The organism is Lentzea sp. NPDC020367 (assembly GCF_044387305.1).
In the GTDB taxonomy this organism is placed as follows: Bacteria; Actinomycetota; Actinomycetes; order Mycobacteriales; family Pseudonocardiaceae; genus Lentzea.
Genome location: NZ_JBIRVV010000001.1, coordinates 1010545 through 1030843 on the forward strand (window position 1 = coordinate 1010545; position 20299 = coordinate 1030843).

The 20299-nt window shown below is 70.6% G+C and carries 18 protein-coding genes and 1 pseudogene; 13 read left to right on the plus strand and 6 right to left on the minus strand.

Translation table 11 applies throughout. From position 1 onward, the window contains the following. The 3 genes and pseudogenes from ACH413_RS04490 to ACH413_RS04500 form a co-directional block, all read right to left on the minus strand. Positions 1–831: pseudogene (locus tag ACH413_RS04490) on the minus strand (hypothetical protein); the annotation flags it as partial. Between the two features lie 18 nt (positions 832–849). Next, positions 850–2133 carry a hypothetical protein gene (locus ACH413_RS04495; protein WP_360042731.1) on the minus strand — a complete coding sequence of 428 codons (1284 nt, stop codon included), beginning with the start codon at positions 2131–2133 and terminating at the stop codon, positions 850–852. A gap of 86 nt (positions 2134–2219) precedes the next feature. Next, positions 2220–5021, minus strand: a complete 2802-nt coding sequence (locus ACH413_RS04500; protein ID WP_360042729.1) for a BTAD domain-containing putative transcriptional regulator — start codon at positions 5019–5021, stop codon at positions 2220–2222. Between the two features lie 67 nt (positions 5022–5088). Between ACH413_RS04500 and ACH413_RS04505 the strand changes: the two genes are divergently transcribed. The 8 genes from ACH413_RS04505 to ACH413_RS04540 all read left to right on the plus strand — a co-directional run bounded on the left by ACH413_RS04505 (position 5089) and on the right by ACH413_RS04540 (position 14050). Next, positions 5089–6216 (plus strand): hypothetical protein, encoded by a 1128-nt coding sequence (locus tag ACH413_RS04505; RefSeq protein WP_360042726.1) that lies wholly within the window; start codon positions 5089–5091, stop codon positions 6214–6216. Positions 6217–6456: 240 nt separating this feature from the next. Beyond that, the gene (locus tag ACH413_RS04510; protein ID WP_360042723.1) at positions 6457–7962 is read left to right on the plus strand and encodes a sugar ABC transporter ATP-binding protein; all 1506 of its coding nucleotides are present in this window, start codon (positions 6457–6459) and stop codon (positions 7960–7962) included. Beyond that, a complete protein-coding gene (locus ACH413_RS04515) occupies positions 7959–8984 on the plus strand; it encodes an ABC transporter permease (RefSeq protein WP_360042721.1) in 1026 nt (341 codons plus the stop codon). The genes ACH413_RS04510 and ACH413_RS04515 overlap by 4 nt, the downstream gene beginning before the upstream one ends. 44 nt (positions 8985–9028) lie before the next feature. Then, positions 9029–10057, plus strand: a complete 1029-nt coding sequence (locus tag ACH413_RS04520) for a substrate-binding domain-containing protein (protein ID WP_360042718.1) — start codon at positions 9029–9031, stop codon at positions 10055–10057. 20 nt (positions 10058–10077) lie between these two features. Continuing rightward, positions 10078–11238: a Gfo/Idh/MocA family oxidoreductase gene (locus ACH413_RS04525; protein WP_360042715.1), complete on the plus strand. Its 1161-nt coding sequence runs from the start codon at positions 10078–10080 to the stop codon at positions 11236–11238. Positions 11239–11411: 173 nt separating this feature from the next. Further along, complete coding sequence (locus ACH413_RS04530; RefSeq protein ID WP_360042712.1) at positions 11412–12419, plus strand: sugar phosphate isomerase/epimerase family protein; 1008 nt, start codon at positions 11412–11414, stop codon at positions 12417–12419. 42 nt (positions 12420–12461) lie between these two features. After that, on the plus strand, positions 12462–13664 hold the full coding sequence (locus tag ACH413_RS04535) for an ROK family transcriptional regulator (protein ID WP_360042710.1): 1203 nt from the start codon (positions 12462–12464) through the stop codon (positions 13662–13664). A 92-nt stretch (positions 13665–13756) separates the two neighbouring features. Beyond that, positions 13757–14050: a LuxR C-terminal-related transcriptional regulator gene (locus ACH413_RS04540; RefSeq protein WP_396424867.1), complete on the plus strand. Its 294-nt coding sequence runs from the start codon at positions 13757–13759 to the stop codon at positions 14048–14050. Between the two features lie 42 nt (positions 14051–14092). Here ACH413_RS04540 and ACH413_RS04545 read toward each other — a convergent pair whose 3' ends face one another. Beyond that, complete coding sequence (locus ACH413_RS04545) at positions 14093–14830, minus strand: D-Ala-D-Ala carboxypeptidase family metallohydrolase (protein WP_360042705.1); 738 nt, start codon at positions 14828–14830, stop codon at positions 14093–14095. Between the two features lie 203 nt (positions 14831–15033). Here ACH413_RS04545 and ACH413_RS04550 point away from each other — a divergent pair, with 203 nt between their 5' ends. The 4 genes from ACH413_RS04550 to ACH413_RS04565 are packed head-to-tail and all read left to right on the plus strand — an operon-like array spanning position 15034 to position 18367. Next, positions 15034–15936, plus strand: a complete 903-nt coding sequence (locus ACH413_RS04550; RefSeq protein ID WP_360042702.1) for an ABC transporter ATP-binding protein — start codon at positions 15034–15036, stop codon at positions 15934–15936. Next, positions 15933–16661, plus strand: coding sequence for an ABC transporter permease (locus ACH413_RS04555; RefSeq protein ID WP_360042699.1), 729 nt, complete (start codon positions 15933–15935; stop codon positions 16659–16661). The genes ACH413_RS04550 and ACH413_RS04555 overlap by 4 nt, the downstream gene beginning before the upstream one ends. 10 nt (positions 16662–16671) lie before the next feature. Then, positions 16672–17748 (plus strand): histidine kinase, encoded by a 1077-nt coding sequence (locus tag ACH413_RS04560; protein WP_360042697.1) that lies wholly within the window; start codon positions 16672–16674, stop codon positions 17746–17748. A 13-nt stretch (positions 17749–17761) separates the two neighbouring features. Beyond that, positions 17762–18367 carry a response regulator transcription factor gene (locus tag ACH413_RS04565; RefSeq protein WP_360042694.1) on the plus strand — a complete coding sequence of 202 codons (606 nt, stop codon included), beginning with the start codon at positions 17762–17764 and terminating at the stop codon, positions 18365–18367. Here the strand turns inward: ACH413_RS04565 and ACH413_RS04570 are convergent. After that, positions 18364–18924: a helix-turn-helix domain-containing protein gene (locus ACH413_RS04570; protein WP_360042691.1), complete on the minus strand. Its 561-nt coding sequence runs from the start codon at positions 18922–18924 to the stop codon at positions 18364–18366. The genes ACH413_RS04565 and ACH413_RS04570 overlap by 4 nt on opposite strands. A 106-nt stretch (positions 18925–19030) precedes the next feature. Here ACH413_RS04570 and ACH413_RS04575 point away from each other — a divergent pair, with 106 nt between their 5' ends. Next, positions 19031–19459, plus strand: coding sequence for a DUF6069 family protein (locus ACH413_RS04575; protein ID WP_360042688.1), 429 nt, complete (start codon positions 19031–19033; stop codon positions 19457–19459). A gap of 3 nt (positions 19460–19462) precedes the next feature. On the opposite strand, the gene ACH413_RS04580 is transcribed toward ACH413_RS04575, so the two are convergent. Continuing rightward, positions 19463–20275, minus strand: coding sequence for a hypothetical protein (locus tag ACH413_RS04580; RefSeq protein ID WP_360042685.1), 813 nt, complete (start codon positions 20273–20275; stop codon positions 19463–19465). Positions 20276–20299: the final 24 nt, after the last annotated feature.

Consider the following 20299-nt stretch of genomic DNA (forward strand, 5'->3'; position numbering starts at 1 on the left):
CGGTTCGTACAGGCCACCCGAGTCGAACAGGATGTGGAACGAGCCGTCGGACGGCCGGTAGATGCCGTAGTCGGAGTTGCCGTTGCCGTTCCAGTCGCCGGTGATCGGCAGGTCTCCTGCCTGGCCGAGGCGCCAGGTCGGGTGGTACGCGGCGCCGCCCGTGTCGAACAGGACGTGGAAGGAGCCGTCGGACGCCTGGAAGGTGGCGTAGTCGCTGCTGCCGTTGCCGTTGAAGTCCGACGAGTACCGGGCGGCGCGGGAGTTCCGCGCCCCGCCTGTCCACAGCGCGCCGGCGATGACCTCACCGTCGTGCGCCTGCGGGCCGTAGGCGTCCGGCGTGCCGGAGCGCTGCACGTCCTGGCAGACCTCGCCGATCGGCCTCCCGTGCCAGTTCGTCACCCTGAGCAGGTGGTTCACGAACTCGTTGGTGGCGTGCACGGGATCGACCACCTGCTCGGGCGTGCCCCAGCCCTGGCTGGGCCGTTGCTGGAACAGGCCCCGTGAGTCGCGGTCGCCGCCGTCCAGGTTCTTGATGTTGGACTCCACGATCGTCGTCGTGATCGCGATGGCCGCAGCGTGCTCGTCGAGCCCGCGGGACTTCACGGTCTCGACGACGGCACGGGCGCAGGAGACCTGGTAGGCGTTGACGCCGGCCCGCAGCCGGCCGTTGAGCCTGCCGTTGAGCGATGTGGCGACCGCCTGGTCGGACTGCGTCGGGTTGCCGGGCCCGCACGGCAGGTTGTTGTAGGCCAGTGCGGACGGCGCGGTCGTGAGCGTCAGGCCCGTGGCGAGCGCGGCCACGGCGAGGCCCAGAGCGAGTGCGGATCTCATGTTCTCTTCTCCGCGGGCTCAGACCGGCCGGTGGCTGCTGCCACCGAGGCGCCAGGTGGGCTCGTAGAGGCCGCCCGAGTCGAAGAGGACGTGGAACGAGCCGTCCGCCGGGTTGTAGACGCCGTAGTCGGAGTTCCCGTTGCCGTTCCAGTCACCGGAGACCGGGATCGAGCCGGATCCGCCGAGTCGCCATTCGGGGTGGTAGGCGGCGCCGCCGGTGTCGAACAGGACGTGGAAGGAGCCGTCGGACGGCCGGTAGACGGCGTAGTCGGAGTTCCCGTTGCCGTTCCAGTCACCCGCGACGGGCAGGTCGCCGGGACCGCCCAGACGCCAGCTCGGCTCGTAGAGGCCGCCCGAGTCGAAGAGGATGTGGAACGAGCCGTCGGCCGGGTTGTAGACGCCGTAGTCGCTGTTCCCGTTGCCGTTCCAGTCGCCGGCGACCGGCACGTAACCCGGGCCACCCAGACGCCAGGTCGGCTCGTACAGGCCGCCGGAGTCGAAGAGGATGTGGAACGAGCCGTCGGACGGCCGGTAGACGCCGTAGTCGCTGCTGCCGTTGCCGTTCCAGTCACCGGTGATCGGCAGGTCTCCTGCCTGGCCGAGGCGCCATTCGGGGTGGTAGGCGGCACCGCCGGTGTCGAACAGGACGTGGAACGAGCCGTCCGAGGCGTTGTAGGTGGCGTAGTCGCTGTTCCCGTTGCCGTTGAAGTCCGACGAGTACTTGGCGGCGCGGGACTTCGGCGGTGCGGACTCGACGATGTTCTTGTAGCGCTTGGCCACGTACTGGCTCGTCGGGTGCCCGTCGAGGCTCGAACCGGTGAACGTGCCGACGCTCTCGCGGACCGGCGTGGAACCGAAGGTGAAGAACGTGAAGTGCACGCCGTCGGAGTGGTAACCGCCGAACAGGAACGCGTGTCCGTTGAGGACCAGGAAGTCACCGGGCTTCAGGTCGGCACGGTTGATGGTGAAGAACCGCGAGTCGGTGAGCATGGCCGTCGAGTTCGGCGAGTTGGTCAGGTGCAGTGCCATCGACACGTAACCCGAGCAGTCGGTCCGGTACTGCTTGCCGGACGAGTCGGGCGCCGATCCGCCCTGGTCGTACTGGAGGCCCTTGTTCAGCCAGAATCTGGCGCGCTGTACGACCTCGTCCCGGCTGATCTGGCCGCCGACGTCGGATGCCTGTGCCACCCCCGTCAGCACCGTCGACGTGACCGCGGTGGCCGCGACCGTCGCCCCGGTCAGAGCCAGGACCAGCGGTAACGCGGCCGCTCCCAGCCAGCGCATCTTGTTTCGCAATCGCATTTCTGTCCCCTCCTCGGTAGCCCCTCGGGCTGATGGGAGGAAATCTAGAAACGCGTTCTGGTGAGAACCTGGCAGCAACCTGGACGTCAGGAACGGGCGCGTGCCAGACCGGCGCAGGCGGCCTCCAGCTCGGCGCGGTACTCGATGCGCTCGGCCAGATCCCTGGCCCGCGCGTGGTGGCTGACCGAGGCCGGCAGGTCGCCCCGGTCGAACGCGATGTCGCCCAGCACGTTGTGCGCGACGGCGAGGAAGTCCGCGCTGCGGCCATGGCCGAGCATCGTCATCGCCTGCTCGCCGAACGCCGCCGCTTCCGCCAGTTCACCCGCGCGGCGGCGCGCGTCCGCCGACTTGATCAGCGCGCGCATCTCGTAGTGGGTGTTGCCGGTGTCCCTGGCCAGCGCCAGCGCCTCGCCGAGCAACGTGGCCGCGCGGTCGTGCTCACCCAGCCGGGCGTGCACCGCGCCGAGCGCCGCGAGCACCGAACCCTCCTCGTGGCGCTCGCCGATCTCGCGGCTCTTGATGAGCGCCTTCTCCAGCTGCTCGCGCGCGTCGGTCAGCCTGCCGACGCTGAGGTGGACCCGGCCCTGGTTGGCGATGCAGATCGCGGCGTGCCGGTAGTTGTTCTGGTGCTGCTGGATCGGCAGCGCGGTCTCGTAGGCGGTCAGCGCGCCCGCGTGGTCGCCGAGCCGGTGCCGGAGCATGCCCTGCACGACCAGCGCCATGCTCTCCCGCGTCCGGTCGCCCAGTTCCGCGGCCAGTGCCAATGTGCGGTCCGCGTGGACGAGGCCGGCCCGGTACCGGCACTGCATGTACCGGGTGAGCGCGAGGTGGTACTGGCCGCGCGACTCGGCCACCGGATCGCCGAGCCTGCGCGCGGCCTCGACCGCCGGCTCCTGGACGGCCACGAGGTCGTCGACGCGTTCGGTGATCATCAGGAAGTGGCCGGTGTGCACCGGCAGTTCGGTGGCCACCCGGTCGAACCCCGCCGACACCGCGAACCGGGACGCGGCGACGAGGTTCGGGCGCTCGGTGGTGAACCAGTCCATCGCGGTGCGGTCGTCGCGCAACCGGGGCAGCCGGGCCGGCACGGAGGCGACCACGGGCTCCGCCTCGCGGCGTCCCGGTTGCAGCAGGTCGGCGGCGAAGTTCGCGACGTGCACGTAGTAGTCGAGCAGCCGGGCGGCCGCGGCGGGCGCGTCCGGGTCGGCGAGCGAGCGCACGTGGTCGCGAACCAGGTCGTGCAACGTGTACCGGCCACGGGCGCGTTGCTCCACGAGATGCAGGTCGAGGAGGTCCTCCAGCACGTCGTCGGCCTCGCGGAACGGCACGCCCGCGAGCGCGGAGGCGGTGCACGCGTCGAAGTCGGTGCCGGGATGCAGGCCCAGCAGGCGGAACATCCGCTGGTGCGCCGCGCCCAGGTCCCGATAGGACAGTGCGAACGCGGCGGCGACCTCCGCCTCGCCGGACTCGCGCAGCCGTTCGACCACGTCCTCGATCATCCACTGTGGACGGTGTTGCGCCCTGGCCGCCGCGATCCGCAGCGCCAGCGGCAGACCACCGCACACCCGGACGAGCTCGCGCGCCGCCTCGGGCTCGGCCGTCACCCGGTCGCCGAGCATCCGGGTGAGCAACGCCAGCGCCTCGTCGCCCGGCAGCACGTCCAGCGACAGCAGGGCGGCGCCGTGCACGGTTCTCAGGCGCCGCCGGCTGGTGACGATCACCAGGCAGTCGCGCGCACCGGAGATCAACGGTGTCACCTGGCCCGAGTCGGCCGCGTTGTCCAGCACGACCACCGCCCGCCGGCCGGAGAGCTCGGTGCGCCACGCGGCGACGCGCTGGTCGAGGTCGTTCGGGATTTCGGCGGCGGGCACGCCCAGCGACCGCAGCAGCACGTCCAGCGCGTCGAACGGATCGACCGGCTCGCGACCGGCCGTGAACCCGTGCAGGTCGACGAGCAGTTGCGCGTCGGGGTAGCGGTCGCGCAGCCGTTGCGCCAGGTGCACGGCGAGCGTGGTCTTGCCGACGCCGGCCATGCCGTCGACCAGCACGACCGCCGTGGCACCGGGGCCGGGCAGCTCGTCCAGCACGCGGTCGAGCTCGCGCGCACGTCCGGTGAAGTCGGGAACGTCCAGCGGCAGCGCGTTCCTGGGCCGGACCGGTTCCGGCGCCGGGGGAGCGGGGTCCAGCAGGTCCTCGTCGGCGCGCAGGATCCGTTCGTGCACGGAACGCAGCTCGCCCGACGGGTCCAGGCCCAGTTCGTCGGCCAGCCGGGTGCGGGTGACGTCGTAGCAGCGCAACGCGTCGGCCTGCCTGCCGTTGCGGTACAGCGTGCGCATCAACGCCGCGACGAGCTTCTCCCGCAACGGGTTCTCGGTCACGAGCGAGGAGAGCTCCGGCAGCACCTCCCGGTGTCGTCCCCCTGCCAGTTCCTGGTCCACCCACGTCTCGGCGGCGACCAGGCGCTCCTCGGTCAGCGTGGACCGCATGCCGTCGAAGAACGTCGTGTGCGGCGTGCCCGTGAGCGGTTCTCCCCGCCACAACGCCAGCGCGTCCCGCAGCCGTCCCCGCGTCACCAGCGAGCGGAACAGCAGGACGTCGACGTCATCGCGGGCGGCGTCGAGCACATATCCCGGACCGCGCCGCGAAATCTCGATTCCGGCCGGCCGGATCATTTTGCGCAGAGCCGAAACATAGCCGTGGACCAGGCCGCGAGCGTCGTCCGACGACGCCTCGTCCCACACGACGTCGATGATCCGCTCGACCCCGACCGGTTCCCCCGCCTGCAGCGCCAGCAGCGCGAACACGCCGCGCACCAACGGCCTGTTGACGGCGAAAGCTGTTTCCCCGTCGTGCGTCTCGACGGCCCCCAGCAGCCTGATTCGCGTCACAAGCCCACACAGTAAGGGATCTGCGCGTTAGCATCGATCGGCTTGATTCACGACTTGGGGGAATTGCGTGGACAGACGCATTGTGGTGTCCGTTTTGTCATTGGTGGCCGCCGTGCTCGTCATTCCGGCGCACAACGCGGCCGCGAGCGAGGAAGGCCCGGAGGTGTGCGCGAAGCACGCCCAGAAGGCGGGCTTCCGCGGCGAGGACCTGGTCGAGGCCGTCGCGATCGGCATGGCCGAGTCGAGGTGCAGGACCTACTTCGACGACCCCGTCCCCGCGGACCAGGGGATGTGGCAGATCAAGGTCGACCGCAACGACCCGTGGCGCAACGGCACGAACGGCAACCTGCTGGACCCGGCCTACAACGCCGTGGTGACGAACCGCATGTCGTCCGGTGGCACGAACTGGACCGCCTGGAGCACCTACAACAACGGGACCTACCGCAGGTACCTGGACGTGGCCAGGGACGCGGCGAACAACTTCACCGCGTCGCGGCACTCGGCGGACTACAACGGCAACGGCAGCAGCGACTACGCGGTCTACCGTCCCGCCGACGGCTCGTTCCACGTGCTGTTCGACTCGGGCGGCCTCTACGAGCCGAGCTGGCGTCTCGGCCAGGCCGGCGACCTGCCCGTCGCGGGTGACTGGAACGGCAACGGGAACTCCGACTACGCGGTCTACCGGCCGTCCGACGGCTCGTTCCACATCTTGTTCGACTCGGGCGGCCTGTACGAACCGACCTGGCGTCTCGGCGGGCCCGGCTACGTCCCGGTCGCGGGCGACTGGAACGGCAACGGCAACTCCGACTACGGCGTCTACAACTCGGCCGACGGCTCGTTCCACGTCCTGTTCGACTCGGGCGGTCTCTACGAGCCGAGCTGGCGCCTGGGCGGGCCGGGTGACCTGCCGGTGGCCGGTGACTTCAACGGCAACGGCACCAGCGACTACGCGGTCTACCGGCCGGCGGACGGGTCGTTCCACGTGCTGTTCGACTCCGGCGGCGCCGCGTACCACCCCGAGTGGCGGCTCGGCGGCCCCGGCTTCCTGCCCGTCTCCGGCGACTGGAACGGCAACGGGAACTCCGACTACGGCGTCTACAACCCCGCTGACGGCTCGTTCCACGTCCTGTTCGACAGCGGCGGCCTCTACCAGCCGTCGTGGCGTCTGGGTGGCCCGGACCACCGTCCCCTCTAGGAACCGAGGGTGGGACGGCCGGCCGTCCCACCCTCGAAGAACCCCTCCGGTCAAGGGAAAAGTTGGCCGATATGTGCCACCCCCACCTCCTTGTCCGGGCAAAACCGGCGAATTAGCTTGAGAGTCCGCAAGACCGAATTCCCCTGATGGCACAACGGTTGCCGGGGCCCCGGAGGACTCAATGGTGAGCTCGCCCGCGCGTTGCCGCGCGCCTTTCCGGCTGTGGACCGGAGCGACCGGATGACGGCCCCGCTGCTGTCGGTCCAGGGCCTGGTGAAGCGCTTTCCCGGCGTGATGGCCCTGCAGGGCGTGGACTTCGACGTCCGCGCGGGTGAGGTGCACTGCCTGCTCGGGCAGAACGGCGCCGGCAAGTCGACGCTGATCAAGGTGCTGTCCGGCGCGCACCGCCCCGACGAGGGCGAGATCCGCTGGCGCGGCGAGGTCGTGTCGTTCGGCAACCCGACCGCCGCGATGCGCAGCGGGGTGGCCGCCATCTACCAGGAGCTCGACCTCGTGACCGGCCTTTCGGTGGCCGACAACGTGTTCCTCGGTCACGAACTGTCCACCGCGGGCTTCACGCGGCGATCGGAGGCTCGGCGCAGGACCCGCGCGCTGCTCGACCGGCTGGGGCACAGGGACATCTCACCCGACCGCGACGTCGGCCGGTTGTCCGTGGCGCACCAGCAGGTCGTGAGCATGGCGCGGGCGCTGTCGCTGGACGGGCAGCTGCTGATCATGGACGAGCCGTCGGCCGTGCTGGACCCCGACGAGGTGCGGGTCCTGTTCGGTGTCATCAGGGAGCTCACCGCGCAGGGCGTCGCCGTCGTCTACATCTCGCACCGGCTGGCGGAGATCAGGGAGATCGGCGACCGGGTCACCGTCCTCAAGGACGGCCGCACCGTCGCCACCGGCCTGCCCGCACGCGAGGTGAAGACCTCGGAACTGATCGGCCTGATGACCGGCCGCGTGCTGGAGAACGTGTTCCCGCAACGGAAACCGGTCGACCCGGCGGCACCGGAGGTGCTGAAGGTGAGCGGGCTGGCCGACAAGAGCCGCTTCCGCGACGTCGACCTCACGGTCCGCGCGGGGGAGGTGGTCGGGCTCGCGGGTCTCGTCGGGTCCGGCCGCTCGGAGATCCTCGAGACGATCTACGGCGCGCGCAAGGCCGCCGAAGGCACCGTCGAGGTCGACGGAAAACGGCTCCGGCGGGGGAGTGTCGGCGCGGCCGTGCGCGCGGGCATGGGGTTGTGCCCTGAAGAGCGCAAGAGTCAGGGACTGCTGCTGGACCAGGCCGTCTACCGCAACATCACCGTCTCGTCGATGTCGTCGTTCGCCCGCTTCGGGTTTCTGGACGAGCGGGCCGAACGCGTCCGTTCGGCCCAGCTGACCGAGACGCTGGACGTCCGCCCGGCCGGCGTCGACCGCGTGGTGCGCGGCCTGTCCGGCGGCAACCAGCAGAAGGTCGTGCTCGCGCGGTGGCTGCTGCGGGAGTGCCGGGTGCTGCTGCTGGACGAACCCACCCGCGGCGTGGACGTGGGCGCGCGCAGCGAGATCTACGAGCTCATCCGCGCACTGGCGGACTCCGGCGTGGCCGTCGTCGTCGTGTCCAGCGACGTCGAGGAGGTCTTGGGCCTGGCCGACCGGGTCCTGGTGGTGCGCGAGGGCCGGGTGGTCCACGACGGACCGGCCGACGAGATCGACGAGTCCCGGGTCCTCGACCTGGTCATGGAAGGACACGCAGCATGAGCGAGGACACCGCCGCAGTGGCCGCGCCCCAGCACACCCCGGTCGCCAGGCAGTCGAGCGTCTCGGCGCTGCTCGCCTCCCCGGCCGGGCGCAACACCGGTCTCGTGGTCGCACTGGTCCTGCTGTGCCTGGGCGGGGTGATCACCGCGGGCGACCGGTTCGCCGACGTCGACAACGTGCTGACCATCCTGCGGCTCGCCGCCGTGATCGGGGTCGTGAGCATCGGCATGACGTTCGTGATCACCGGCGGCGGGATCGACCTGTCCGTCGGCGCGATCGTCGCGTTGTCGTCGGTGTGGGCGACAACCCTTGCCACCCAAGGGATCGCCAACGACACGCACTGGATCGTCATCGTGTTCACCGCGCTGCTGGTGGGCGGCGCGTGCGGACTGGTCAACGGCCTGCTCATCGCCTACGGCCGGGTCGTGGCGTTCATCGCGACCCTGGCGAGCCTCGCCGCCGCGCGCGGTCTCGCCGAGATCATCTCCAACCGCAAGACCCAGATCGTGAACGTGCCTGGTTTCGCCGCGTTCTTCGACGCATCGGTGCTGGGGGTACCGGTGCTCGTGGTGATCTTCGCGGTGGTCGCGGTGGCCGGATGGGTGCTGCTCAACCGCACCACGTTCGGCCGCCGCACGTTCGCGGTGGGAGGCAACCCGGAGGCGGCCCGGCTGGCGGGCATCGACGTGCGGCGGCACACCGTCCTGCTCTACGCGCTGCTCGGTCTGTGCTGCGGGCTGGCCGCCGCCATGCTCATCGCCCGCACCACGACCGGCAGCGCGACCCACGGCGGCCTGTACGAACTCGACGCGATCGCCGCGGTCGTGATCGGCGGCACGCTGCTGTCCGGCGGCCGCGGCACGATCGCGGGCACCGTCTTCGGCGTCCTGATCTTCACCACGCTGTCGAACGTGTTCACCCTCAACAACCTCTCCATCTCCGCCCAGGCCGTCGCGAAGGGCGCGATCATCGTGGTCGCCGTCCTCCTCCAGCAGCGGCTGGCCCGACGCAGCGGCGCTTGACGCCGCCATCCACGACCGCCGCCACCCGAGGAGACACAGAACCCATGCAATTCAAGAGAATCACTCTTCTCGTCGCCGCCTCCGCACTCGCGCTCACCGCCTGCACGGGCAACACACCCGAGCCCCAGGGCGGCGGGAACCAGAGCGGCGGTGTGAAGGTCGCCAACGACGAGCCCGGCAACAAGGTCGTCATCGGCTTCTCCGCACCGGCCGCGGACCACGGCTGGATGGCCGCGATCACCAACGCCGCCAAGGCGGAGGCGACCAAGTACTCCGATGTGGAGCTGCGCGTCGTCGAGGGCACCAACGACGTCAACCTCCAGATCAGCCAGGTCGAGACGTTCATCAACGACAAGGTGAACGCGATCGTCCTGCTGCCGTTCGACGGCGCGGCGCTCACCCCGGTCGCGTTGAAGGCCATGAAGGCCGGCATCACCGTGATCAACGTCGACCGCCAGTTCGACAGCCCGTTCGCCGCGCGGTCCACGGTGCTGGGCGACAACTACGGCATGGGCGTGTCCGCGGGCACGTACGTCTGCGAACGCCTGAAGGGCAAGACGGACGCCAAGGTCGCGGAGATCGCCGGCATCGACTCGCTGCCGCTGACCCAGGACCGCAGCAAGGGCTTCGCGGAGGCACTCGCGGGCTGCGGCCTGAAGGTGAGCAACCGCGTGGCGGCCGAGTTCACCGTGGAGAGCGGTGAGAGGGCCGCGGCGAACCTGTTGCAGGCCGCGCCGAAGCTCGACGCCATCTGGAACCACGACGACGACCAGGGCGTCGGCGTCGCGGCCGCGATCAAGAACTCCGGCCGCAGCGAGTTCTTCATGGTCGGCGGTGCGGGATCGGCCAACGTGATGCGGGAGATCAAGGCGGACAACGGCCCGCACAAGGCGACCGTCATCTACCCGTCCACCCAGGGCGCCGACGGCATCCGGCTGGCGCGGCTCGCGGTGCAGAACAAGAGCCTCGGCGACCTGGTCGAGGTGGAGGTGCCCCGGCAGGTCCAGCTGTACGCCCCGGTCGTCACGAAGGACAACGTCGACCGCTACCTGCCGACCGCCTTCGAGTCCTGAGAACACGAGAGGACCGCACGGTGACTGAACTTGGCATCGCGCTGATCGGCCACGCCTTCATGGGAGCCGCGCACTCCCAGGCGTGGCGGGTCGCGCCGCACTTCTTCGACCTCCCGGTGCGGCCGGTGATGTCCGTGCTGGCCGGACGGGACGCCGACCGCACCAGGGCCGCGGCCGAACGCCTGGGCTGGGCCGAGGCGACCAGCGACTGGAAGTCCGTGCTGGAGCGCGACGACGTGCACGTGGTGGACATCTGCACACCAGGCGACACGCACGCCGAGATCGCGGTCGCCGCCCTGGACGCGGGCAAGCACGTGCTGTGCGAGAAGCCGATGGCCAACACCGTCGCCGAAGCCGTCGCGATGGCCGAGGCGGCGGAACGGGCGGCCCAGCGCGGCGTGCGCGCGATGGTCGGGTTCAGCTACCGGCGAGTGCCCGCCCTGGGCCTGGCCCGTGACCTGGTCGCCCAGGGCAGGCTGGGACGCATTCACCACGTGCGGGCCCAGTACCTGCAGGACTGGATCGTCGACCCGGCCGCGCCGCTGTCCTGGCGGCTGGACAAGGAGAAGGCCGGCTCTGGCGCGCTGGGCGACATCGGCGCGCACATCGTCGACGCCACCCAGTTCATCCTCGGCGACACCATCAGCGAGGTGATGGGGACGCTGGTGACGTTCGTGCCGGAGCGTCCGCTCGCCTCCACGCACTCCGGTCTGTCCGGTACCGCCGCAACCGGACAGACCGGGCCCGTCACCGTGGACGACGCCGCGTTGTTCCTGGCGCGCTTCGGCAGTGGCGCGCTCGGCTCGTTCGAGGCCACGCGGTTCGCCAACGGCCGCAAGAACGCGCTGCGCATCGAGATCAACGGCTCGGCGGGCAGCCTGGCCTTCGACTTCGAGGACATGAACGTGCTGGAGTTCTTCGACGGCACCGAGGACCCGGCCGTCGCGGGGTTCCGCCGGATCCTGGTCACCGAGCCGGGACATCCTTACGTGGGCGCGTGGTGGCCCGCCGGGCACGGCCTGGGCTACGAGCACGCGTTCACCCACCAGGCCGTCGACTTCGTGTGGGCGGTCGCGGAAGGAACGAACCCCGCGCCGTCGTTCGCCGACGGGCTGCGGGTGCAGCGCGTCCTCGCCGCCGTCGAGGACAGCGCGGCATCCGGTTCGTGGCAGCAGGTCTAGGTCGTGTCCTGCAAGTCTCGTCCGGCGACAGTGGCAACCGAGGGACCCGGAGACGGCACCGCCGCAGCACCCGAACACGCCCGGTATGAGGGCGCTGCGGCGGCACCGCCTCCGGGTCGCTCACCCGCGCCTCTCACCGAACGAACCAGCAGGACACGACCTGAGGAGGAGACATGGCACGTCCGATCACGTTGTTCACCGGTCAGTGGGCCGACCTGCCGTTCGAGGAGGTCTGCCGGCTGGCCTCGGGCTGGGGCTACGACGGCCTGGAGATCGCCTGCTGGGGCGACCACCTCGACCCGTGGCGGGCCGCGGAGGACGACGAGTACGTCGCGGACCGGCTCGCGATCCTTGCCAAGCACGACCTGAAGGTGTGGACGATCTCCAACCACCTCACCGGGCAGGCCGTCTGCGACGACCCGATCGACGAGCGGCACCAGGGCATCCTGTCCGCCCGCAACTGGGGTGACGGAGACCCCGAGGGCGTGCGGCAGCGGGCGGCCGAGGAGATGAAGATGACCGCGCGGGCCGCGGCGAGGCTCGGCGTCGGCACGGTCGTGGGCTTCACCGGCTCGTCGATCTGGAAGACCGTCGCGATGTTCCCGCCGGCGCCCGCCTCCATGATCGACGCGGGCTACCAGGACTTCGCCGACCGCTGGAACCCGATCCTCGACGTGTTCGACGAGGTCGGCGTCCGGTTCGCGCACGAGGTTCACCCGTCCGAGATCGCCTACGACTACTGGACGACCGTCCGCGCGCTGGAAGCGGTCGGGCACCGGCCGGCTTTCGGCCTGAACTGGGACCCGTCGCACTTCGTCTGGCAGGACCTCGACCCGGTCGGGTTCCTGTGGGACTTCCGCGACCGGATCTACCACGTCGACTGCAAGGACGCCCGGCGTCAGGTCGGCAACGGCCGCAACGGCCGGATGGGCTCGCACCTGGCGTGGGGGGATCCGCGACGTGGCTGGGACTTCGTCTCCACCGGACGCGGTGACGTGCCGTGGGAGCAGTCGTTCCGGATGCTCAACACCATCGGGTACGCAGGCCCGATCAGCGTCGAGTGGGAGGACGCGGGGATGGACCGGCTGGTCGGCGCGCCCGAGGCGCTGGAGTTCCTCCGCCGCAACGCCTTCGACCCGCCGTCGGCCTCGTTCGACGCCGCGTTCAGCTCGGGTGGCTGACGGTAGCGCCCTGTCTTTTGTAGCCGATGTGACAATTGTTCGATGGAGAGCACCTTGGGTGTAGAGGCGGGTTCGCCGGCCGCTGTGCTGCGCATGCTGATGGACGGCAGCCCGCGCACCCGAGCGGAGATCGTGGCCGCGACCGGCCTCGCCCGGTCCACGGTGCGCGCCAGGCTGGACCTGCTCGTGGCGGCAGGTCTGGTGAGCGACAGCGGCACGGGGGAGTCCACCGGCGGCCGTCCGGCGGGCCGGTTCGGGTTCAACCCCGGTGCCTGCCACGTGCTGGCGGCCGAGGTGGGCGCCACGCACGCCACCGTCGCCGTGTCCGACCTGGCGTGCCGGTTGTTGGCCGTCGAGCAGGTGGACCTCGACGTGGCGGACGGCCCGGAGGCGATCCTGCCGCTGCTGGTCACCACCTGGCGTTCGTTGCTCAAGACCGTGGACGACGCGCAGATCGCCGGCGTGGGCATCGGCCTGCCGGGGCCGGTCGAGCACTCGACCGGCCGCCCGAACAACCCGCCGATCATGCCGGGCTGGGACGGGTTCGACGTGCCGGCGGCCATCGCGGCGGAGTTCGGCGTGCCGGTGCTGGTCGACAACGAGGTCAACCTGATGGCGCTGGGCGAGCACACCGCCTCGCACCCGGACGTGCGGCACATGATCGTGGTGAAGGCGGCGACCGGCATCGGCGCCGGTCTGATCAGCAACGGCGTGCTGCACCGCGGCGCGGCGGGCGCGGCCGGGGACCTCGGGCACATCCGCGTGCCCGAGGGCGGTGAGGCGTTGTGCCGGTGCGGCAACACGGACTGCCTGGAAGCCGTCGCCGCCGGCCCCGCGCTCGCGGTGAAACTGCGGGACCTGGGGCATCCCGCGCACTCGACGGCCGACGTGGTGAACCTGGTCCGCGCCGGCAACCTGGAGGCCGGCCGGGTCGTGCGGCAGGCGGGCAGGGACATCGGCGAGGTGCTCGCCGGGTGCGTGAGCATGTTCAACCCGTCGCTCGTGGTCATCGGCGGCCTGCTGGCGGAGGCGGGCGAGATGCTGCTGGCGGGCGTCCGAGAGTCGATCTACCGGCGTTCGCTGCCGCTGGCCACGGAGAACCTGCGGATCGTCGCGTCGGGCGCCGGTGTCACCGCGGGGGCACTGGGCGCGGCGGCGATGGTCGTGCGGCACGTGTTGTCGCCCGAGGTGCTCGATGCGCGCCTGGACGAGGTCGCCGCCGGTGAGGTGCAGCTGGCGGAGTAATGGCGACGGTCAGCCTGAAGATAGGTGCGATTTGACAGCGAAGCGCCGACTTTTGATTGACAGCCGCCAATAGTCCCGCCTACCGTCGCCTCATGACGGTGACCCACGCAACACCGGGGGTGGTCGCACACCCCGTAGGGACGCGCGCGCTCGTGGGGTCCGTGGGGAAGGAACCCACGACGGCTACCCAGCACCTGTTGCGGCTCATGCGCACCGGCGCGACCGACCGCGCGATCGCGCGCGAGCTCGACGTCAGCCTCCGCACGCTGAACCGGCGCATCGCGCGCCTGCAGTCGTTGCTGGGCGTGCAGTCGCGGTTCCAGCTGGGCGTGCTCGCCGCGGAACTGGAGTGGCTCGCGGTGCCGCCGCGGGCGTCACATGAGTGAGCGACGGCTCCCGTCCGGAAGCCGTCGCTCTGGTTCACGCCACTAGATGCCGCAGTTCGGTGCGGACCAGAAGCGGCTGGACTTGTGGGCGACGTGCACGTGGTCGTTGTGGCCGGTGTAGCCAGGGCCGAGGATCTCGTTGAAGCCGTGGTTGCGGGCCTGCTGGGCCAGCGCGCAGAAGCCCTGCGGCCCGGCGCCCAGGTCGACGGCGTCGCCGTACAGGTGCCGGCTCCCGGCCGCGCCGCCGACGGCGTTGTTGCACGAGACACTGCGGAAGCCGCCGTTGACGTCGATCGGCCGGTCTCCCATGGCGTGCCGCATAGCCTGCAGCTTCCACATGGACACCAACGCGTTGGCGCGGGCGGTCGCCGCCGAGACGTTGCCGCCCGACCAGTCGGAGTTGCAGTTGTTGAGCTCGTCGTAGGTGAAGTTGACCGGCGTGCAGTCGTTGTCCTGCAACGCGTAGATCTTCGAGAAGGTCGCGGATCCGGCGATGCCGTCGGCGCCGAGGCCGTAGGCCTGCTGGAACCGGGTCACGGCCGCCTTGGTGCCGGCTCCGAACTGTCCGTCGATGGCGAGCACGGCGCCGTAGCCGGGATAGCCGGCCACGCGGATCTGCAGCTGCCGGACGTCCTCGCCCGATGCTCCCTGCGAGAGCGTGCGTCCCCAGGTGTAGCAGGCGTCGGCGGCCTGCACCGGGTCCGCCTCCGCGGCGGCGGCAGGGGTGACGACCACGGCGGAGAGCAGGGCGAGGACCGGTAAGACGAAACGGAGTTTCATGACAAGCGGCACCTTTCGAACACAGGGAAGGTGCAGAGTGTCGAGTCCGCTCCGGGTCTGTCAATGAGCAACCAACTGAACTTCGAGTGCGGCGAGGAGAAACCACCCGAACAGCCGTGGCGTTCACAGCCATGACATCTGTCATGGCGAGGTCGTGACGCTTGAGCCCCTCGCCGTTCGGGTGCGGCGCCGAGCATTGAGGCATGACGGAGACAGCTGTGCGGGCCGGCGCCGCGGTGGCGTTGAGCGGCCTGCGGAAGCGGTTCGGTGAGGTGCGGGCGGTCGACGGGGTCGACCTGGTGATCTCTCCCGGAGAGGTCGTGGCGCTGCTCGGGCCGAACGGGGCGGGCAAGTCGACGACGGTGGACATGCTGCTCGGCCTGTCCACGCCGGACGAGGGCGAGATCAGGGTCTTCGGCAAGTCGCCGCGCGAGGCGGTGGTCGAGGGGCAGATCTCGGCGATGCTGCAGAGCGGCGCTCTGCTCGACGACGCGACGGTGGCCGAGGCCGTGGGGCTGATCGCGGCGCTGCACCGCAGGCCCATGCCGGTCGCGCAGGCGTTGCAGCAGGCCGGGATCGCGGATCTGGCCGGGCGCAAGTGCACGAAGCTGTCCGGCGGGCAGAAGCAGCGGGTGCGGTTCGCGCTGGCGCTGGTGTGCGAGCCGGATCTGCTGGTGCTCGACGAGCCGACGGTCGCGATGGACGTGGAGACGCGGCGGGCGTTCTGGCAGCAGATGCGCGCGTACACCGACACGGGACGCACGGTGCTGTTCGCGACGCACTACCTCGACGAGGCCGAGGAGTACGCGGACCGCGTGGTGCTGATGCGGTCGGGCCGGATCGTGGCGGACGGATCGGTGGCGCAGGTGCGTGCCACGGTCTCGGGCCGCACGTTGCGCGCGGTCGTGCCGGGGGCGACGGATCTGGACCTGCCCGGCGTGCGCGCGGCCGAGCGGCGCGGCGACCAGATCACGTTGACCTGTGGGGATTCCGATGCTGCGGTGCGCGCGCTCCTGACCCGTTATCCGCAGGCTCACGACATCGAGATCACGGCGCTCGGCCTCGAGGACGCGTTCCTCGCGCTGACGGGGGAGGACAACCGATGAACACGCGTTTCCTGGGCCTGGAACTGCGGCGCGCGGTGCGCAACGGCCGGTACCTGATCTTCACCGTGGTGCTGCCCTCGGTGATGTTCGTGCTCTTCGTGAACCTCTACGGCGGTGGTGAGGGCACGTTCCCGAACGGGCTGCCGGTCACCACGTCGCTGATGATGAACATGGCGTTGTTCGGGGTGATGGCCGGGCCGTTGTCGATCGGCGCGCGGATCGCCGTGGAACGCGGGCTGGGCTGGCAGCGGCAGTTGCGGCTGACGCCGTTGACCGGCGCGGGTTACCTGACGACCAAGGGCGCGCTGGGCATGCTGGTCGGGCTGCCGGGGATCCTGCTGGTGTGCGTGATCGGCGCGGTCGAGGGCGTGCGGATGGACGCGGTGCACTGGATCGGCGTGCTGGCGACGCTGTGGCTGGGCGCGATCCCGTTCGTGCTGCTGGGCATCGTGATCGGGCTGATCGCGACCCCGGACGGCATGCAGGCCATCACCGGTCTGGCGTCGATGCTGTTCGGTCTGCTGGGCGGGATCTGGATCCCCGCCGACGTGGCGCCCGCCTGGCTCGCGGGGATCATGAAGGCGCTGCCGACGTTCTGGGTGAAGCAGCTGACGCAGGCTCCGTTCGTGTCCGGAGTGGACGTCAAAGAGGCGCTGCTGGTGATCGCGCTGTGGGTGGCCGGTCTGTCCGTGGTCGCCGCGCGCCGATACCGCGCGCAGAACTAGGTTCATGGTCGTGCGCCGCGACAACGACAACACCAAGTGGTTCTGGTTCGCCGCCATCTTCGTGCTGCTCTACATCCCGTCCGTGATCTACGACGTCGTCGTCAGCGACCGTGGCGTGGTGGCGCGGGTCGTGCTGGTGCTGTTGCTGGTGGCCTACGCGGTGGGCTGGATGGTGGTGCCGCGGTGGTTCTGGAGCAGCGGCAGCGAGAACCTGAACACGCTGCTGGCCGTGGGGCTGACGGTGCTCGGCCTGGTGGCCGTGTACTGGCTGGGGATGTCGTACGCGGGGCTGATGGTCTACATCATGTCGTCGGTCGCGGTGGTGCTGAAGCCGTGGCGGGCGATCCTGATCGACGGCGCGGTGCTGGCGGCGCTGGCGGGGACGATGTACGTCGAACAGGACCTGGGCATCGACGGCGGCCAGCTCGCCACCCTGCTGTCGATCTCACTGGGGATGCTCGCGGTCGGCAGGATGATCAGGGCGAACATGGCGTTGTCCGCGGCGCAGGAGGAGATCGCGGCGATGGCCCGCACCGAGGAACGCAGCCGCCTGGCCCGCGACCTGCACGACGTCCTGGGGCACAGCCTGACCACCATCACCCTGAAGGCCGGGGTGGCACGGCGGCTGCTGGAGAGCTCGTCGGCCGACCGGGCACTGGAGGAGATCCGCGAGGTCGAGCACCTGACCCGGCAGGCGCTCAGCGACGTCCGCACGACCGTCTCCGGCTACCGCGAGGTGTCGCTGGCGGCCGAGGTGGTGGGTGCGCGGGCGGCGTTGCGCGCGGCGGAGATCGAGGCGGACCTGCCGCACGCGGTCGACAACGTGCGACCCGAACTGCAGGGGGTGTTCGGGTACGTGTTGCGTGAGGCGATCACCAACGTGCTGCGCCACGCCGCCGCGACCCGGTGCTCGGTGCGCCTCGGCGACACCTGGCTCGAGGTGTGGGACAACGGACGCGGCACCGGGGTGGGCACCCCGGGAAGCGGGCTGAAGGGCCTGGCGGAACGGCTCGCGCCGCACGGCGGCACGGTGCTCGCGGGGCCGTTGGACGACGGTGGCTACCGGCTGCGCGCCGACGTCGCGTGACAGGGGAGACGGTGTGATCAAGGTGCTGCTGGCGGACGACCAGGCGCTGGTGCGGGGCGCGTTCGCCGCGATGCTGGGCCTGGAGCCCGACATCGAGGTCGTCGCCCAGGTCAGCGCCGGCGACGAGGTCGTGGCCGCCGCCCGCCGCACGACACCCGACGTCGCGTTGCTCGACGTGCAGATGCCGGGCAAGGACGGTCTCAGCGCCGCCGCGGACCTCCGCCGGGCCCTGCCGAGCTGCCGGGTGATCGTCTGCACCACGTTCGGCCGCCCCGGCTACCTCGCGCGGGCGATGGCGGCGGGCGCGGCGGGGTTCGTGGTCAAGGACGCCTCCCCGGAGCAGCTGGTCGACGCGGTCCGCCGGGTGCACGCGGGGCTGCGCGTGGTGGACCCCGCTCTCGCGGCCGAGTCGCTGGCCACGGGACACAGCCCGTTGACCGACCGGGAACGCGACGTGCTCGCCGTCGCACGGGACGGCGGCACGGTGGCGGATCTGGCGAAGGCGCTGCACCTGTCCGAAGGGACCGTGCGCAACCACCTGAGCGCGGCGATCGGCAAGACCGGGGCCCGCACGCGGGCGGAGGCCGTGAAGGTGGCGGAGGACAGCGGCTGGCTCTAGAGCCTGTGCCCGTCGAGGAACCGCCGCACCACGGCTTCGGGATCGGCGGGCGCCTGGGTCGCGCGCTGGTCGACCCGCCGCGCGATGGCTCGCATCATCACCGGTCCGACCAGGGCGAAGAACGTGTGCCGCGGTGGCTCGGTGACGAGTGCGCCACGGCGCTGGTGGTGCAGGATGACCGCGTCGACCCGCTCGAGCAGCGTCTCCGGTTCGGAGAGCACCGCCGCCACCTCCGGGCTGAACTTGGCTTCTCGCATGAGGGTGAGCACGACGCCACCGCGCGTTTCGTAGAGCCGTGAGTAGTAGCTGACGATCGTGAGCAGGTCGGCGGCCACGTCGTCGCCCGGTGCGTCGAGGTCGAGCGCGAACCCCGCGAAGTTGGAGCGCACGGCCTCGCGCAGGAGGTTCTGCTTGGACGTGAACCGGCGGAACAGCGTCGCCTCGTTGATCCCGGCGGCGTCGGCGATCGCGCGGGTGGTCGCCCGTTCGTAGCCCTGCTCGGCGATCACCGCCAAGGCCGCGGTGAACACCGTCTCGTCGGCGACCCTGCCCGCCACTCGACCTCCTCGATCAATGCAAGTGGACACTTGCATCAGCGTGACCGAATGGCTACCTTGTTTGCAAGTGATCGCTTGCAAATCAGCCTACCGAAGGACAGGGCACATGGCCGACACCAGCCTCCCCGCTCGCCCCTCCGTGCTCGCGCCCAGCGTCGGAGAGGTCGTCGTCGGCCTCCTCGGCGCCGCGGTGATCTCGATCGTCGTCAACGCCCTGATCGCTCTGGTCGCGGGCAAGTTCGTCCCCGCCGGCGCGGAACGCATGGGCCTGGCCTTCGCGGAGTACGCGCCCGCCACGGTGCTCGGCATCGCGCTGGGCACGCTCGGCTGGTACCTCGTGCGCCGCCTCGCCCGCAATCCGCGGCGAATGCTGCGCGTCCTGGTCCCGGTCGTCGTCGTGCTCTCGTGGATCCCGGACCTGGGCATCCTCGCGGGCGGTGCCACCGTGGTGAACTCGATCGCGTTGATCCTGATGCACACCGTCGTGGCCGCCGCCACGGTGCCCGTGCTGTCGCGGGTCATGCCGCTCAAGTGAGGATCAGCCGGTGACCCGTTTGACGCCGGCCCGGTGCAACCAGCTGTCGAACAGGTCCCGGTAGTGCCCCGCACGGGGTGAGCGGTCGTCGGTGCCGATCCGGTCGTAGAACTCGAACGGCCGGATCCGCCCGTTCTCCGTCCACTGCAGGTAGGACAGGAACACCGTGCCGTCGCCGAAGCGGAAGCCGTGCACGACGGGCACGCACGCGTAGGCCCGCAGTTCCACGGTGATCCGGTGCCGGGCCAGGTAGTCGGCCTCCTCGGCGAGGAACGAGCGGATGCGCTTCTGGCTGCGCCGCGCCTCACCGGCCCACTCGGCCGGCAGTTCGCCGGACCGCGCGATGAAGTCCGGGTCCAGGCAGTGCAGCGTGACCTTCCAGCCGTGCGGCTGAGCCTGCGAGGTGAGCCACGTCGCCAGCGTCGGCCACGTGGTGTTCAACGTCAGCCCCAGCACCTCCACCTGCCGCGCCCGCCGCCCGGCCCCGGTCTCCTCCACGGCCGCCAGCACGTCGGTGATGGAGTGCGTGACGTCCTGCCGCTCCCGTTCCGTGATGAGGGTCTTCAACGCCCGGACGTCCTTGCCGTGCTGGTAGATCGCGATGGTGACGATCTCCAGCATCACCGCGACCAGCGCGACGAGTCCCTGCAGGTCGAGCTTGCCGACGTAGCGCTCCAGCACGATCCGGGTCGGCTCGATGGTGAGCAGGATCAGGTAGACGCCGGTCAGCAGTGCCAGCGAGGTGGTGACCACCTCCCACCCCCGCCGGACCCGAGCCGAGACCCCGCCGCCGGTCCGCCGCTTCTTGATCGCCACGGTCGAACCCTCACCCAGCCGGTC